Here is a 15269-nt window from a genome sequence, read left to right as displayed (position 1 = left end):
GAAATCACCGAGTCGCAATCCTGCGCCTTCGAGGTTATTTGGCTAGAACCACCACCGCTCGACCCGGGCCCCACTCTCGCGCTTCCCGGCCGCCGCGGCGACAAGAGAAAATCTACGCGACCACCCCCACCACCCACAAATCCACCCCGCATCCCGGGCGTGTCGCGAACGGCGGTCGACGATCGACCGGCTGAAACAGCCCCGGTGAAGCGCGAAATCCGGCCGGCGATGCCGACCGGATCCGCGAATCCGCCGCTCGAGGCTCAGTTCACCTCGTCGGGGTGTGCGCTCACGCGGCCCTCGCGTTCGAGTGCGGTGATGGCATTCATCTCGGGCTCGCCGAGCTCGAAGTCGAAGACGTCGAAGTTCTCGGCCATGCGAGCTCGGGTCGACGACTTCGGGAAGAGGATGTGCCCGCGCTGCAGGTGCCAGCGGATGACGACCTGCGCCGGCGACTTGCCGTGGGCCGCCGCCGCTCCGGCGATCTCGGGCAGCTCGAAGAGCGGGTACTTGCCCTGCCCGAGCGGACCCCACGCCTCGATCGCGATGCCGTGCTCCTCCGCGAAGGCGGCGGTCGCCGGCTGCTGGTGCGCCGGGTGCAGCTCGATCTGGTCGACCGCCGGCACGACATCGCTCTCGCCGAGCAGCCGCTCGAGGTGCGGCACGAGGAAGTTCGAGACGCCGATCGAGCGCACGCGCCCCGAGCCGCGCAGTTCTTCGAAGGCGTGCCAGGTCTCGACGTATCGATCCCGTGCGGGCGACGGCCAGTGGATCAGGTAGAGGTCGACGTACTCGAGGCCGAGGCGCTCGAGACTCGCGTCGAACGCCTCGTGCACCGATGCGGTGCCCTGGTCGTCGTTCCAGAGCTTCGTCGTCACGTACAACTGCTCGCGCGGGATGCCCGAGGCGGCGATCGCCCGGCCGACCCCCTCCTCGTTGCCGTAGATGCGCGCAGTGTCGAGGTGCCGGTAGCCGACCTCGAGCGCATCGGCCACGATGCGCTCGGTCTCCTTCGGATCGACCTTGAACACTCCGAATCCGAGCTGCGGGATCGAATGGCCGTCGTTGAGCTGAATACGGGGAACCGTCATGCCCGCCATCCCACCACGCCGGCCGGGCGGTGCGACAGGGCGGTTCGCTCCCCGCGAATCCCGATGGATGCGGTCGAGGGGGCGCCGAGGAAGGCGCCGTCCTACGATGGAGGGCTGATGACTTCGCCGAGCCCGATCCCCGCGATCACGTACCCCGCCGAGCTGCCCGTCTCCGCGCAGCGCGAGGAGATCGCGCGCGCGCTCGAGGCGCACCAGGTCGTCATCGTCGCGGGCGCGACGGGGTCGGGCAAGACCACCCAGCTGCCGAAGATCTGCCTCGAGCTCGGGCGCACCTCCATCGCGCACACCCAGCCCCGCCGCATCGCGGCGCGCACGATCGCCGAACGCATCTCGGAGGAGCTCGACGTCGAGCTCGGCGGACTCGTCGGCTACCAGGTGCGCTTCACCGACCAGGTGAGCGAGGCGACCCGCATCAAGGTGATGACCGACGGCATCCTGCTGAACGAGATCCACCGCGATCGCGAGCTGCGTCGCTACGACACGATCATCATCGACGAGGCGCACGAGCGCAGCCTCAACATCGACTTCCTGCTCGGCTACCTGAAGCGGCTGCTCCCCCGCCGCCCCGACCTCAAGGTGATCGTCACGAGCGCGACGATCGACCCCGAGAGCTTCGCGAGACACTTCGAGACTGTGCCAGTTGAAGGTGGCTCGGGCACGCCCGCTCCCGTCATCGAGGTCTCGGGTCGCACCTACCCCGTCGAGGTGCGCTACCGCCCACTCGTCGCGGAGGCGTCGGGCGAGACCGGCGAGGACGCCGACGACGAGGGCGCCGCAGCCGAGGACAAGGACGTGCAACGGGGCATCCTCGACGCCCTCGACGAACTCGACCGCGAGTCGCGCGGCGACGTGCTCGTCTTCCTCTCGGGCGAGGGCGAGATCCGCGACGCCGAGCAGGCGGTGCGCGGGCACTACGCGTCCGCAGGCGGCGGGCGCGGCGGCGAGACCGAGGTGCTGCCGCTCTACGGCCGGCTCTCATCGGCCGACCAGCACAAGGTGTTCGAGCCGTCGAAGGTGGCGGGGCTCCGCCGCCGGGTCGTGCTCGCGACGAACGTGGCCGAGACGAGCCTGACGGTGCCCGGCATCCGTTACGTCGTCGACGCCGGTACGGCGCGCATCAGCCGGTACTCGGTGCGGTCGAAGGTGCAGCGCCTGCCGATCGAGGCGATCTCCCAGGCCTCGGCGAATCAGCGCTCGGGTCGCTCGGGCCGCACGAGCGACGGCATTGCGATCCGCCTGTACTCCGAAGAGGACTTCGAGCGCCGCCCCGAGTTCACCGACCCCGAGATCCTGCGCACGAACCTCGCCGCGGTCATCCTGCAGATGGCCTCGCTCGGACTCGGCCCGATCGAGGAGTTCCCGTTCCTCACCCCGCCCGACAGCCGAGGCATCCGCGACGGCGTCGACCTGCTGCGCGAACTCGGCGCGCTCGAGGGCGGCGCGTCGAGCGAGGGCCCGAAGCTCACGCGCGTCGGACGGCAGCTCTCGCGACTGCCCATCGAGCCGCGCTTCGCCCGCATGGTGCTCGAGTCGAAGACGCAGGACGTCTCGCGCGAGGTGCTCGCGATCGTCGCCGGCCTCACCGTGCAGGACCCGCGGGAGCGCCCGCTCGACCGGCGCGAGCAGGCCGACGGGTTCCACGCCCGTTTCGTCGACCCGACCAGCGATTTCCTCACGCTCCTGAACCTCTGGAACCACCTCGAGGAGAAGCAGCGAGAGCTCTCGGGCAGCGCCTTCCGCCGCATGTGCCGCTCGGAGTTCCTGAACTACCTGCGCGTGCGCGAGTGGCAGGACCTGTACCGCCAGCTCGTGCGGCTCGCGAAGCCGCTCGGCCTGCAGGTCGCGCGCGAGGCATCCGAACCGGCAGCGCCCGCTGGAGCGAAGGCCGACGGCATCCACAAGGCGCTGCTCTCGGGGCTGCTCTCGCAGCTCGGCCTCCGCGACGACGCGAAGACCGGCAGCGGGCGCGGCGGCACCGGGGCGGCGCGCGACGCCGAACGTCGCGGCCGCCGCCAGCAGTCCGAGTTCCTGGGCGCCCGCGGAACCCGCTTCGTCGTGTTCCCGGGCTCGGCACTCGCCAAGAAGCCGCCGGCCGCGGTCATGAGCGCCGAACTCGTCGAGACCAGTCGCCTGTTCGCCCGCACCAACGCGGCGATCGACCCGGCGTGGGCCGAACCGCTCGCCGGAGCCCTCGTGAAGCGCAGCCACAGCGAACCGCACTGGGAGAAGCGCCAGGGCTCGGCCGTCGCGTACGAGAAGGTCACGCTCTACGGCGTGCCGATCGTCGAGCGCCGACGCATCCAGCTCGCCCGCATCGACGCGCCCTACGCGCGCGAACTGTTCATCCGCCACGCCCTCGTCGAGGGCGATTGGCCGAACGAGACCCGACGCGACCCGCTGTTCGAGTTCGACCGGCGCAACCGCCGGCTGCGCGCCGAACTCGAGGCGGTCGAGGAGCGCAGCCGCCGGCGGGACATCCTCTTCGACGACGAGGCCGTCTACGACTTCTACAACGCACGGATCCCGGCCGAGGTGACGTCGACGCGGCTGTTCGAGACCTGGTGGCGCGACGCGAAGAAGCTCGACCAGGGCCTGCTCACGATGACCGCCGAGACGCTCGCGCCCGACGATGCGCCGGCGATCGACGACGAGGCGTTCCCGCCGACCTGGCAGCAGGACGACCAGACGCTGACCCTCCGCTACCGCTTCGAGCCCGGGGCATCCGACGACGGGGTGACCGTGCAGGTGCCGCTCGTGCTGCTCGCGCGGCTGCGGCCCGAGGGCTTCGACCGGCAGGTGCCGGGCCTCCGCGCCGAGCTGGTGACCGCGATGATCAAGGCGCTCCCGAAGGTGATCCGGCGCAACGTCGTGCCCGCGGCCGACTGGGCTGCGAAGATCGTCGCCGAGCTCGACGGGCAGGATGCCACGGCGCAGACCTCCTTCGCCGACGAGGTCGCCGGCGTCATCAAGCGGCTGACCCACACACCCGTCACGGGCGCCGACTTCGCGATGGACCGGATCCCGCCGCACCTGCAGATGTCGTTCCGCGTGGTCGAGGGGCGTGGCAAGCAGCTCGGCGTGGGCAAGGACCTGCGGGCGCTCCAGGCGCAGTTCTCCGACCGTGCGCGCGACGCCGTCGCCGGCACCTTCGCGGCGGGCGGCGCGGGCGAGCAGCGGCGACGCGGGCCGAGAGCCGTCGACGTCGCAGCCGGGCAGGGACCGATCAGCCCCTCGGCCCTCGGCGGCGGCCCGGGCGCCGGCGGCGGACTCGAGCGCAGCGGGCTCACGAAGTGGGACTTCCCCGAGCTCCCGCGCCACGTCGACACCGACGTCGGCGGCAACCGGGTGCGCGCCTACCCCGCGCTCGTCGACGACGGCGAGACCGTGAGCATCCGCCTGCTCGCGACCCCCGAGGACCAGGCCGCCGCGATGCCCGGGGGCATCCGCCGACTGCTCATGCTCGCGACCCCGTCGCCCGTGAACTACGTGCAGCAGCACCTCACCGGCAACGAGAAGCTCGTGCTCGCCACGAGCCCCTACCCGAACACCGCGGCGCTCTTCGCCGACTGCCTCGTCGCCTGCGTCGACGACGTGCTGTACCGGGTGAAGGACGACGGCATGCTCTTCACGAAGCTCGAGTTCGACACCGTGCGCGACCGCATCTCGGGCGTCGTCATGAACACGATGTTCGAGACCGTCTCGCTCGTCGCGAGCACCCTCGTCGCCCTGCGGGCCGCCGAGAAGGCGGTCAAGTCGGCGACGAGCCTCGCCCTGCTGCCCGCGCTCGGCGACGCGCGCGCACAGCTCGACGGGCTCGTGTTCTCCGGCTACGTCTCGCGCACCGGACTCGAACGGCTGCGGCACCTGCCGCGCTACCTCGAGGGCGTCACGATGCGCGTCGGCAAGCTCGAGCAGAACCCGGGCCGCGACCGCGTCTGGATGAACGAGGTGCAGGTCGCGCTCGGGCGCTTCGCCGACGCCGGCGGCACGATCCCCCTCGCGCCGCGCTCGCCCGCGAACCTCGTGCGGGCGCGCTGGCTCATCGAGGAGCTGCGGATCAGCCTCTTCGCGCAAGAGCTGCGGGCGGCCGAGAGCGTGTCGCTGCAGCGGATCACCAAGGTGCTCGCCGCGAAGGGCTGAGCCGGGCGGGCGAGAACGCCGAAGGCGGGCGCCACTCGGGCACCCGCCTTCGCGAGACGGCTGCTACGCCCCGACGAGACGCGCGGCGAGGAAGCCCTCGAGCTCGGCGAGCGGCACGCGCTGCTGCTCCATGGTGTCGCGGTCGCGGACCGTGACGGCGTTGTCGTCGAGCGAGTCGAAGTCGACCGTGATGCAGAACGGGGTGCCGATCTCGTCTTGACGGCGGTAGCGGCGGCCGATCGCACCGGCGTCGTCGAAGTCGACGTTCCAGTGCTGGCGCAGCGAGGCGGCGACCTCGCGAGCGAGCGGCGAGAGCTTCTCGTTGCGGCTGAGCGGCAGCACCGCGGCCTTGACCGGCGACAGGCGCGGGTCGAGCTTCAGCACGGTGCGGGTGTCGACGCCGCCCTTCGCGTTCGGCACCTCTTCGACGTGGTACGCGTCGACGAGGAACGCCATGAGCGAGCGGGTGAGGCCCGCCGCGGGCTCGATCACGTACGGGATCCAGCGCTCGTTCTTCGACTGGTCGAAGTAGCTCAGCTCTTTGCCCGAGTGCTCGGAATGGGTCGAGAGGTCGAAGTCGGTGCGGTTGGCGACGCCCTCGAGCTCGCCCCACTCGCCGCCGGTGAAGCCGAAGCGGTACTCGATGTCGACGGTGCGCTTCGAGTAGTGGCTGAGCTTCTCCTGCGGGTGCTCGAAGCGGCGCAGGTTCTCGGGGTCGACGCCGAGGTCGACGTACCAGTTCCAGCGGTAGTCGAGCCAGTACTGGAACCACTCGTCGTCGGTGCCGGGCTCGACGAAGAACTCGAGCTCCATCTGCTCGAACTCGCGCGTGCGGAAGATGAAGTTGCCCGGCGTGATCTCGTTGCGGAACGACTTGCCGATCTGGCCGATGCCGAACGGCGGCTTCATGCGCGCAGCCTGGAGCACGTTCGCGAAGTTGGTGAAGATGCCCTGCGCGGTCTCGGGGCGGAGGTAGTGCATGCCCGATTCGTCCTGCACGGGCCCGAGGTAGGTCTGCAGCATCATGTTGAAGTCGCGGGGCGGGGTCCACTGGCCCCGGGTACCGCAGTTCGGGCAGGCGATGTCGCCCATGCCGTTCTCGGGGGCACGGCCCTTCTTCTCTTCGAAGGCCTCGAGGAGGTGATCTTCGCGGAAGCGCTTGTGGCAGTGGAGGCACTCGACGAGCGGGTCGGTGAAGACCCCGACGTGACCCGAGGCGACCCAGACCTGCTTCGGCAGGATGACGCTCGAGTCGAGGCCGACGACGTCGTCGCGGCGGGTGACCATGTAGCGCCACCACTGGCGCTTGATGTTCTCCTTCAGCTCGACACCGAGGGGGCCGTAGTCCCACGCAGAACGGGAACCGCCGTAGATCTCGCCGGCCTGGAAGACGAAGCCCCGGTGCTGGGCGAGGGCGATGACGGATTCGAGACGGCTGGGTGCGGCCACGGTGGCTCCAATGGTCCTAGAGATCGGGGGATTCCCGGAAACGACACGGTGCCACCATCCTACGGGCGGTCGCGGGCCCGCAGGTTCCGGCGAGCGGTCGACGGCAGGCGAGCGGATGCCGCAGCTCAGGCCGCCCGCAGCGAGTCGGGCCCGATCTCCGAGACCGAGCGATGGCCCGCGAGCCCCATCGTGAGGTCGAGTTCGGCGATGTGGTTGCGAACCACCTCGCGCACGCCGTCTGCGCCGGCGACCGCGAGCCCGTACGCGTAGGGCCGGCCGATGCCCACCGCGGTCGCGCCGAGCGCGAGCGCGATGAACGCATCCGCCCCGCCCCGCACCCCGCTGTCGAGGATCACGGGAACCCGCCCGGCGACCCGTTCGACCACGCCGGGCAGCGCGTCGAGCGTCGCGACGGATCCGTCGATCTGACGACCGCCGTGATTCGACACCACGAGACCGCCGACGCCGTGGTCGAGGGCTCGCGCTGCGTCATCCGGATGCATGACGCCCTTGAGCAGCACCGGCAACGACGTCCACTCGCGCAGTTTCGCGAGCGACTTCCACGTGAGCGCAGGATCGCTGAACACGTCGAGGAAGGTCTCGACGGCCGCGCGCGGCAACGGCGAGCGCAGCGCCTCCCGGACGCCGCCGTCGACGAGTCGCGTGTGCGCACCCGAGCGGGCGATCGCGAACGCCGAGGCGAGCAGGGTGGGTGTGACCTTCGGGCGGGCGGCCGAAGCTGCGCCCGCACCGGCCGACCTGGCCGCACGCTCGCGGACGAGCCCGGCGAACACCGGGTCGCTCGTGTACTGCGCGATGCCCTGCCCGCGCGTGAACGGGAGGAAGGCGGCGTCGAGATCGCGGGTGCGCCAGCCCAGCAGGTGCGTGTCGAGGGTGACGACGATCGCCTCGCATCCGGCCGCCTCCGCGCGCCGCACGAACGACTCGTTCAGCTCGTCGGAGGCGCTCCAGTACAGCTGGAACCATCGTGACCGCGAGCCCATCGCCGCGGCGACCTCCTCCATCGGGCGCGACGCCTGGTTGGAGAGCACGTACGGCACGTCGAGCGCCGCCGCCGCCCGGCCGACCGCGACATCGGCCTCGGGGTGAGCCAGTTCGGCGACCCCGATCGGCGAGAGGATGAACGGCGTGGCGCGGCGGCGGCCGAGGAGCTCGATCGACAGGTCCCGCGTCGAGACGTCGCGAAGCACGCGGGGCCAGATCTGCCGGCGCGCGAACGCCGCGCGATTCGCGGCCATGGTGGCCTCGGCGCCCGCGCCGCCCGCGAGGTACGCGAACGCCTCGGCCGACACGGCCTTGCGGGCGGCGCGCTCGAGCGCATGGACGTCGACCGGCACCGCGGGCCGGATGCCCGAGAGCCCCGCCCGGTACACCTCGGACTGCGTGGCGCGCCCGTACCCGCGACCGTCGTCTGACATCGATCCGCTCCTTCGCGATCGTCGGTGCCCTGCACGTGCGAGCCAGCGTAGCGGCGACGCCGCCTAGGGTTGAAGCGATGCCTCTCCCCGACCTCCTCGTCTCCGCCATCGCACTCGTGCGCGACCGGCGGGTGCTCATGGTGACCGCGCGCGACCGCGAGGTGTACTACATGCCCGGCGGCAAGATCGACCCCGGCGAGACCGCTGCGGAGGCCGCCGCCCGCGAGGCGTACGAGGAGGTCGCGCTCGAGCTCGACCCCGTTGCGCTCGACGAGCTCTTCGAGGTCGTGACGCAGGCGCACGGCGAACCCGACGGCCGGCTCGTGCGCATGCGCGTCTTCCGGGCAGAGACGGATGCCTCGCCGCGAGCCTCGGCCGAGGTGGGCTCCGTGCACTGGGTGACGACGAGCGAGCTCGACCGCTGCCCGCCGGCCGGAGCCGAAGTGCTGCGCCGCCTCGCGGCATCCGGGCTCATCGACTGAGCCGCGCCTAGACTTCGGTCATGTCGCCGACCCGCGAATTCCGCCGCGGCGAGAACGTGGTCGTGATCCACGAGTCGGGCCGTCCCGACGGACCCGACTACGTGCTCGTGCACGGGCTCGGCATGGCGCACGACTACTGGTCGGAACTCGCCGCCGTGCTCGAGCCCACCGGCACCGTGCATGCGCTCGACCTGCCGGGCTTCGGCGACGCACCCGAACCGCCCGCGCCGCTCGGCATGCCTGCGGCCGGCGAACTCCTCGCCGAGCTCCTCGTCGCCGAGCGGATCGACCGTGCCGTGCTCATCGGCCACTCCACCGGGGCGCAGGTCGTCGCCGAGACCGCGGCGCGGCATCCCGAGCTCGTCGATCGCCTCGTGCTCATCGCGCCCACCGTCAACCCGCGCGAGCGCACCCTCGCGAAGCAGACCATGCGGTTCGTGCAGGACCTCGCCCTGGTGCACCCGAAAGCCCTCGGCTACGGCCTCGCGCTCTACGCGAAGGCCGGTCCGCGCTGGTACGCGGCCAACCTGCTCCCGATGCTCGAGCACCGCATCGAGCTGGTCCTCCCCGAGATCACCGCTCCGACCCTCGTCATCCGCGGCGAGCACGACCGCGTCGTGCCCCGCGACTGGGCCGAGGAGGTGGCCCGGCTCGTGCCCGGCGGCCGCTACGCCGAGGTACCGGGCCGCGGGCACGAGACGATGATCCGGGCGGGCCGCCGCGTCGGCGAGCTGATCGTGCGGCACGCAGGGGGGCTGCCCGCCGGGCGCCCGGTCTCGCTGCTCGACCCGCCGCCGGCCGCGCCGACGCTCGGACTGCCGAAGGCCCTCGGCACGATGGCCCGCGACTACGCCTACGCCGGGTTGCGTCAGCTCGCCTGGCTCGGCGCCCGGCACGAACCGCGCGCCTGGCGCCGGGGCGAGCCCGACAAGCCGCAGATCGTACTCCTGCCCGGCGTGTACGAGCACTGGTCCTTCATGCGGCCGCTCGGCGACGCACTCAACGCCGCCGGCCACCGCGTCGTCGTCGTGCACGGCATGCGCGCGAACCGCCGCCCGATCGCCGAGACCGCGGCACGCGTCGCGAAGGCGCTCGCACGGTCCGCTCCCCCGGCGGCCGGGCGAGTCATCGTGGCGCACAGCAAGGGCGGCCTCATCGGCAAGCACGTGCTCATCGACGACGAGGGCGAGTTGCTCGGGATCCGCGGCGTCGTGGCGATCTGCACGCCGTTCGCGGGTGCCCGGCGCGCTCGCCTCTTCGGCGACCCGAGCATCCGGGCGCTCCTGCCGAGCGACGAGACGATCGTGATGCTCGAGGACGCGGCATCCGTGAACGCGCGCATCGTGTCGGTGTTCGGCACCTTCGACCCGCACGTGCCCGACGGCAGCGCGCTCGAGGGGGCGATGAATGTGCAAGTGCCCGTCGCGGGTCACTTCCGGCTGCTCGGGGCGCCCGAGACGGCGGCCGCGGTGCTCGCAGGCATCGCCCGGCTCACCCCGGTGCGCTGAGCGGCCGGGCTCAGTGCACGAACTCGAGCAGGTCGAGGCCGACCTGGCGCATGCCGTCGAGCACCGCCAACCGCGACGAGAGCATCGTGTCGGCGTAGTACATCGACACCGCATAGGCGACGCTCGCCCGCGGGCCGCGCAGCACGCCGACCTCGCTGCGCACCCCGCCGTCGGTGCCGGTCTTGTTCATGAGCAGCAGGCCGTGGTCGGGCGAGCGGTGCGCGAGCGGGTCGAGCCCGAACGCCGACGCGACCATCGAGAGGTCGGCGTTGAGCGAGAGCCAGCCGACGACGCGCTGCGACACCTCGGGCGAGACGATCTCGCCGCGCGCGAGGGAGGCGAAGAGCCAGGTCAGTTCTTTCGCCGAGCCGATCGAGAGCTGCGGGGCGTCGTCGGGGCCGCGGTGGTCGCGCACGAGGTCGAGGAGCGCGGTGCGGGTGAGCCCGAGCGTCTCGGTGCGGGCGCGCACGGCCTCGAGCCCGATGTGGCGGATCAGCACGTTCGTGGCGAGGTTGTCGCTGGTCGCGCCGATGAGCGCGGCGAGGTCGGCGATCGGCAGCGACGGCGACTGGAGGTGCTGCCAGATGCCCGAATCGCCGACGGCGTCGCGCGGCGCCCGGTCGAGCACGGTGAACGACTCGGCGCTCGCGCCGACGAGTCGCGAGGCGACCTCGACGAGCAGCAGCACCTTGCCGATCGACGCCGTCGGCATCACGACGTGGTCGTCGACCGAGAACAGCACCTTGCCGGTCGCGAGGTCGGTCGCCCGGGCCGACACCTGCACGCCGGCGAGCGCGAGCTCGCCGAGCGCCGCGAAGCCGCGGGCGAAGTTCTCGTTGGGCTCCTCGGTGCGGTGCTTGCCCTTGCGCAGATCGGCATGACGTGCACGTCGCTCGGATCCCTGCGACGACGTCACCACGGTGCTTGCACGCTCTTCCTCAGACGGTCGGCGCTCCCCCACCGCGGGCTGCGGCGCGCACGAGTTGTTCGGATACTCGGACTTCGGATCGGTGATTACCAGATCGTCACCCGCTCGGCAGGGTCGAGCCAGAGGGCGTCGTCGGCAGTCACTCCGAAGCCAGTGTAGAACTCATCGATGTTGCGGACGATCTGGTTGCACCGGAACTCGTTCGGCGAGTGCGGGTCGATCGCGAGCAGACGCACCACCTCTTCGTCGCGGCCCTTCATCTGCCAGGCCTGCGCCCACGACAGGAAGAACCGCTGCGCCGGGGTGAGCCCGTCGATCACGGGCGCCTGCTCGACGCTGCCGCCCTGCGACAGCACGTAGGCCTTCCAGGCGATGGCGAGCCCGCCGAGGTCGCCGATGTTCTCGCCGATCGTGAGGGCGCCGTTCACGTGCGGCTCGTCGTCCCCGGCATCCTCGGTCTGCAGCTGCGCCGGGACGAGCGCGTCGTACTGCTCGATGAGCGCCTTCGTGCGCGCCTCGAAGGCGGCGCGGTCGTCGGCCGTCCACCAGTCGGTGAGACGTCCGTCGCCGTCGTACTTCGAGCCCTGGTCGTCGAAGCCGTGCCCGATCTCGTGCCCGATGACCGCGCCGATCGCGCCGTAGTTCGCGGCCGCGTCGCGCTCGGCGTCGAAGAACGGGTACTGCAGGATCGCCGCGGGGAACACGATCTCGTTGAAGCCCGGGTTGTAGTACGCGTTGATCGTCTGCGGCGTCATGAACCACTCGTCGCGGTCGATCGGCTTGCCGATCTTGCCGAGCTCGCGGTTGAACTCGAACTCGGCGGTCGCGCGCACGTTGCCGACGAGATCGTCGGACGTGATCTCGAGCACCGAGTAGTCGCGCCACTTCACGGGGTACCCGATCTTCGGCGTGAACTTCTCGAGCTTGTCGAGCGCCTTCGTCTTCGTCGCCTCGCCCATCCAGTCGAGCGCCTCGATCGACTCGCGGTACGCGAGCACGAGGTTCGCGACGAGCTCGTCCATCGCCTCCTTCGCGGCGGGCGGGAAGTGCCGCTCGACGTAGATGCGGCCGACCGCCTCGCCCATCGCGCCCTCGACGAGCGAGACGCCGCGCTTCCACCGCTCGCGCATCTGCGGGGTGCCGGTGAGGGTGCGGCCGTAGAAGTCGAAGTTCGCCTCGACGAGATCGCTCGAGAGGTACGCCGCGTTCGAGCGCACGACCTGCCAGGCGAGCCAGTCCTTCCAGGCGGCGAGGTGCTCGTCGGTGAGCAGGGCGCCGAGCCCCGCGAGGAACGAGGGCTGGCGGACCACGAGCTCGTCGAAGGCGCGCGGGGGCACTCCCATCGCGTCGCGCCAGATCGCGAGGTCGACGGATGCCTCGTCGACGACGCCCTGCCAGGACTTCAGGTTGTAGGTCTTCTCGCTGTCGCGGGACTCCACGTTGCTCCAGTGCGCGGCCGCGATCGCGGACTCGAGCTCGAACACGCGGGCCGCCCGCTCGGCCGGTTCGTCGAGCTGCGCGAGCCGGAGCATCCGCTCGAGGTGCGAGCGGTACGCCTCGCGAACGCTCTCGAAGCGCTCCTCGCGGAAGTAGCTCTCGTCGGGCAGGCCGATGCCGCCCTGCTCGACGAAGACGAGATAGCGCTCGGGGTCGCCCGGATCGTTGTCGACGTAGAGCTGGGCGAAGCCCGCGACGCCCTGGCGTTCGAGCCGGCCGAGGGTCTCGAGCAGGCTCGGCACCGAGCTCACGAGCGAGACGTCGACGAGCTGGCCGGCGATGGGCGTGACGCCGAGGAGCTCGGCGCGCTCCTCGTTCATGAAGCTCGAGAAGAGGTCGCCGACCTTGCGCGCCTCCGTGCCGGGCGCGGCCTCCTGCGACTCGTGGATGATGTCGCGCACCGCCTGCTCGGCTTCTTCGTGCAGCTCGATGAAGGAGCCGAAGCGCGCCTTGTCGGCCGGGATCTCGGTGCGTTCGATCCAGGCGCCGTTCACGTGGCGGAAGAGGTCGTCCTGCGGACGCACCGCCGTATCGAGTTCGTCCTGCTTGATTCCGGAGGGGAGCGCGACGTCGGTCATCCTCCCAGCCTAGGCCGCGCGTCTGCTGCGGCCCACTCGGCCCATCGAACTCTCAGCGCAGCTGCGCGAAGCTCTCGGCGCTGGCGGTCGGACCGACGACGAGGATGGTGTCGCCCGTGTGCAGCACCGTGTCGGCATCGGCGTTCCGCCACTCCCCGTCGGCGCGCTTGAACGCGGCGACGGTGACGTCGTAGGCGACGCGCAGCCCGGTGTCGCCGAGGCGCTTGCCGACGAGCATCACGGGGGCCGACGCCTTCACGAGCGCGTAGCCCGGATCGACCTCGATGTAGTCGAGCGCCGCGCCTCGCACGAGATGCGCGACCCGACGGCCCATCTCCTTCTCGGGGTAGATGACGTGGTGCACGCCGAGCTGCTCGAGGATGAGCCCGTGCCGGTCGTCGGCGACCTTCGCCCAGATCACGGGGATGCCCATGCCGAGCAGCACCGAGCAGGTGAGGATCGAGGCCGAGATCTCGCCGCCGATCGCGACGACCACGCGGTCGAACTCGTCGACGGCGAGCTGGCGCAGCGCCTCCTCGTTGGTGGAGTCGGCGCGCACGACCTGGGTGAGCCGGCCGTTCAGGGCCTGCACCAGGTCCTCGTCGACGTCGATGCCGAGCACCTCGGTGCCTGCTGCCATGAGCTCGAGGGCGAGCGAACTGCCGAAGCGCCCGAGTCCGATGACGGCGACCGAGTCGGCCTCGGCGATGCGGCGACCCGTGTCGCCGCCGAAGAACGGGAGTCTAGCCAATTGCCGGCCTTTCCTTCGGGTACTCGTAGAGGATGCGACGCTCGCGGAGTGCGATCGCCGTGCCGAGCGTCAACGGCCCGAGGCGCCCGATGAACATCAGGAGCACGAGTACGAGCTTCGCAGGATCCGGGAGACCGGGGGTGACGCCCGTGGACAGTCCCACGGTGCCGAAGGCCGAGACGGCCTCGAAGAGCATGCGGTCGAGATCCTCGCCCGACAGCAGCATGAGCGCGACGGTCGCCGTGAGGACTGCGGCGACGGCGATGAGCACGACCGTGATGGCCTGACGGTGCACCGCGCGGGAGAGCCGCTTGCCGAAGATGTTCACGGCCCCTTCGCCGCGCAGCTCGGTCATCATGATGAAGAAGAGCACGGCGAACGTGGTGACCTTGATGCCGCCCGCGGTTCCGGCGGGGCCGCCGCCGATGAACATGAGCACGTCCATGCCGAGCCAGGTCTCGTCGTGCATCGCGCCGATGTCGAGCGCGTTGAAGCCGGCGGTGCGGGTCTGCACCGAGTGGAAGAAGCCGGTCAGCACCCGGGCGGCCGGGTCGAGCGCGCCGAGCGTCTTCGGGTTGTCCCACTCGATGACGGTGATGTACACCGTGCCGGCCACGAGCAGGACCACGGTGCCCCAGAGCACGAGCTTCGTGTTCATCGACCAGTGCAGCGGCTTCGTGAACTCCTTCCGCAGCTGCATGATCACGGGGAACCCCAGCCCGCCGAGAATGATCGCCGCCGCGATCGGCAGGCAGATGAACGGGTCGCTCACGAAGCCCATCAGGTTGTCGGAGTAGAGCGCGAACCCCGCGTTGTTGAAGGACGAGACCGCATGGAAGGCACCGTGCCACACGGCCTCGCCGAGGTCGTACCCGTAGCCGAGGAGGAACCGGAGGAAGAGCAGCACGAAGGTGCCGGCCTCGATGGCGAGCGAGATGAGCACGATGCCGCGCACGAGCCCGCGCACGTCGTCGAAGCCCACCGCCTTCGCCTCGGCCGCCGTGTTGAGCCTGGCGCGGACCGAGAGCTTGCGTGCGAGCACGAGCCCGATGAGCGCGGCGAAGATCATGATGCCGAGGCCGCCGAGCTGGATGAGCAGCAGGATCACGACCTGCCCGAAGGGCGTCCAGTACGTCACGGTGTCGACGACCGTGAGCCCCGTCACGCAGACCGCCGAGGTCGCCGTGAAGAGGGCGTCGACGAGCCCGGCGCCTCCCGGGCCGGCCTTCGAGATCGGCAGCATGAGCAGCGCGGTTCCGACCGCCACGGCCGCTGCGAAGCCCGCGACCACGACCTGCGCCGGGTGCAGTCGGAAGGCGCCTCGTCGGAGCCGCCGCCGCTTCGCCGTCGTCGACGTGCCAGTGGTCACCCCACGTACTCTAGAC

Annotated in this window: 10 protein-coding genes; 3 read left to right on the top strand and 7 right to left on the bottom strand. The window is 70.9% G+C overall.

Translation table 11 applies throughout. The features are described from left to right. Positions 1 to 263: 263 nt before the first annotated feature. Positions 264 to 1091 carry an aldo/keto reductase gene (locus GQQ93_RS09105; RefSeq protein WP_157423893.1) on the bottom strand — a complete coding sequence of 276 codons (828 nt, stop codon included), beginning with the start codon at positions 1089 to 1091 and terminating at the stop codon, positions 264 to 266. A 117-nt stretch (positions 1092 to 1208) separates the two neighbouring features. Between GQQ93_RS09105 and hrpA the strand changes: the two genes are divergently transcribed. Beyond that, on the top strand, positions 1209 to 5252 hold the full coding sequence (gene hrpA / locus GQQ93_RS09100) for an ATP-dependent RNA helicase HrpA (protein ID WP_157423892.1): 4044 nt from the start codon (positions 1209 to 1211) through the stop codon (positions 5250 to 5252). A 63-nt stretch (positions 5253 to 5315) separates the two neighbouring features. Here hrpA and GQQ93_RS09095 read toward each other — a convergent pair whose 3' ends face one another. Continuing rightward, the gene (locus GQQ93_RS09095; protein WP_157423891.1) at positions 5316 to 6701 is read right to left on the bottom strand and encodes a glycine--tRNA ligase; all 1386 of its coding nucleotides are present in this window, start codon (positions 6699 to 6701) and stop codon (positions 5316 to 5318) included. Between the two features lie 125 nt (positions 6702 to 6826). Beyond that, positions 6827 to 8140: an alpha-hydroxy-acid oxidizing protein gene (locus GQQ93_RS09090; RefSeq protein WP_157423890.1), complete on the bottom strand. Its 1314-nt coding sequence runs from the start codon at positions 8138 to 8140 to the stop codon at positions 6827 to 6829. Between the two features lie 77 nt (positions 8141 to 8217). Here GQQ93_RS09090 and GQQ93_RS09085 point away from each other — a divergent pair, with 77 nt between their 5' ends. Together GQQ93_RS09085 and GQQ93_RS18075 are read left to right on the top strand one after the other, a co-directional pair. Beyond that, positions 8218 to 8622 carry an NUDIX domain-containing protein gene (locus GQQ93_RS09085; protein ID WP_157423889.1) on the top strand — a complete coding sequence of 135 codons (405 nt, stop codon included), beginning with the start codon at positions 8218 to 8220 and terminating at the stop codon, positions 8620 to 8622. A 20-nt stretch (positions 8623 to 8642) separates the two neighbouring features. Then, positions 8643 to 10130 carry an alpha/beta hydrolase gene (locus tag GQQ93_RS18075; RefSeq protein ID WP_246192217.1) on the top strand — a complete coding sequence of 496 codons (1488 nt, stop codon included), beginning with the start codon at positions 8643 to 8645 and terminating at the stop codon, positions 10128 to 10130. A 10-nt stretch (positions 10131 to 10140) separates the two neighbouring features. Here the strand turns inward: GQQ93_RS18075 and GQQ93_RS09070 are convergent, their stop codons facing one another. From GQQ93_RS09070 to GQQ93_RS09055, 4 genes are all read right to left on the bottom strand, one after another. Continuing rightward, a complete protein-coding gene (locus tag GQQ93_RS09070) occupies positions 10141 to 11046 on the bottom strand; it encodes a serine hydrolase (RefSeq protein ID WP_425482265.1) in 906 nt (301 codons plus the stop codon). 98 nt (positions 11047 to 11144) lie between these two features. Further along, positions 11145 to 13133, bottom strand: a complete 1989-nt coding sequence (locus GQQ93_RS09065; RefSeq protein WP_157423887.1) for a M13 family metallopeptidase — start codon at positions 13131 to 13133, stop codon at positions 11145 to 11147. Between the two features lie 52 nt (positions 13134 to 13185). Beyond that, positions 13186 to 13884: a potassium channel family protein gene (locus tag GQQ93_RS09060; protein WP_246192215.1), complete on the bottom strand. Its 699-nt coding sequence runs from the start codon at positions 13882 to 13884 to the stop codon at positions 13186 to 13188. Next, on the bottom strand, positions 13877 to 15253 hold the full coding sequence (locus GQQ93_RS09055) for a TrkH family potassium uptake protein (protein WP_212277288.1): 1377 nt from the start codon (positions 15251 to 15253) through the stop codon (positions 13877 to 13879). Before GQQ93_RS09055 ends, GQQ93_RS09060 begins: the two co-directional genes overlap by 8 nt. Positions 15254 to 15269 lie beyond the last annotated feature (16 nt).

The sequence above is a fragment of the Agromyces lapidis genome (assembly GCF_009749405.1).
Taxonomy (GTDB): domain Bacteria; phylum Actinomycetota; class Actinomycetes; order Actinomycetales; family Microbacteriaceae; genus Agromyces; species Agromyces lapidis.
The sequence above is the reverse complement of the archived record's forward strand: the minus strand, read 5'-3'. Positions and strand labels throughout refer to the sequence as shown.

Coding starts and splice junctions, on each gene's coding strand:
- GQQ93_RS09105 (WP_157423893.1), bottom strand. CDS start 1,091: ATGACGGTTCCCCGTATTCAGCTCAACGACGGCCATTCGATCCCGCAG.
- hrpA (WP_157423892.1), top strand. CDS start 1,209: ATGACTTCGCCGAGCCCGATCCCCGCGATCACGTACCCCGCCGAGCTG.
- GQQ93_RS09090 (WP_157423890.1), bottom strand. CDS start 8,140: ATGTCAGACGACGGTCGCGGGTACGGGCGCGCCACGCAGTCCGAGGTG.
- GQQ93_RS09085 (WP_157423889.1), top strand. CDS start 8,218: ATGCCTCTCCCCGACCTCCTCGTCTCCGCCATCGCACTCGTGCGCGAC.
- GQQ93_RS18075 (WP_246192217.1), top strand. CDS start 8,643: ATGTCGCCGACCCGCGAATTCCGCCGCGGCGAGAACGTGGTCGTGATC.
- GQQ93_RS09065 (WP_157423887.1), bottom strand. CDS start 13,133: ATGACCGACGTCGCGCTCCCCTCCGGAATCAAGCAGGACGAACTCGAT.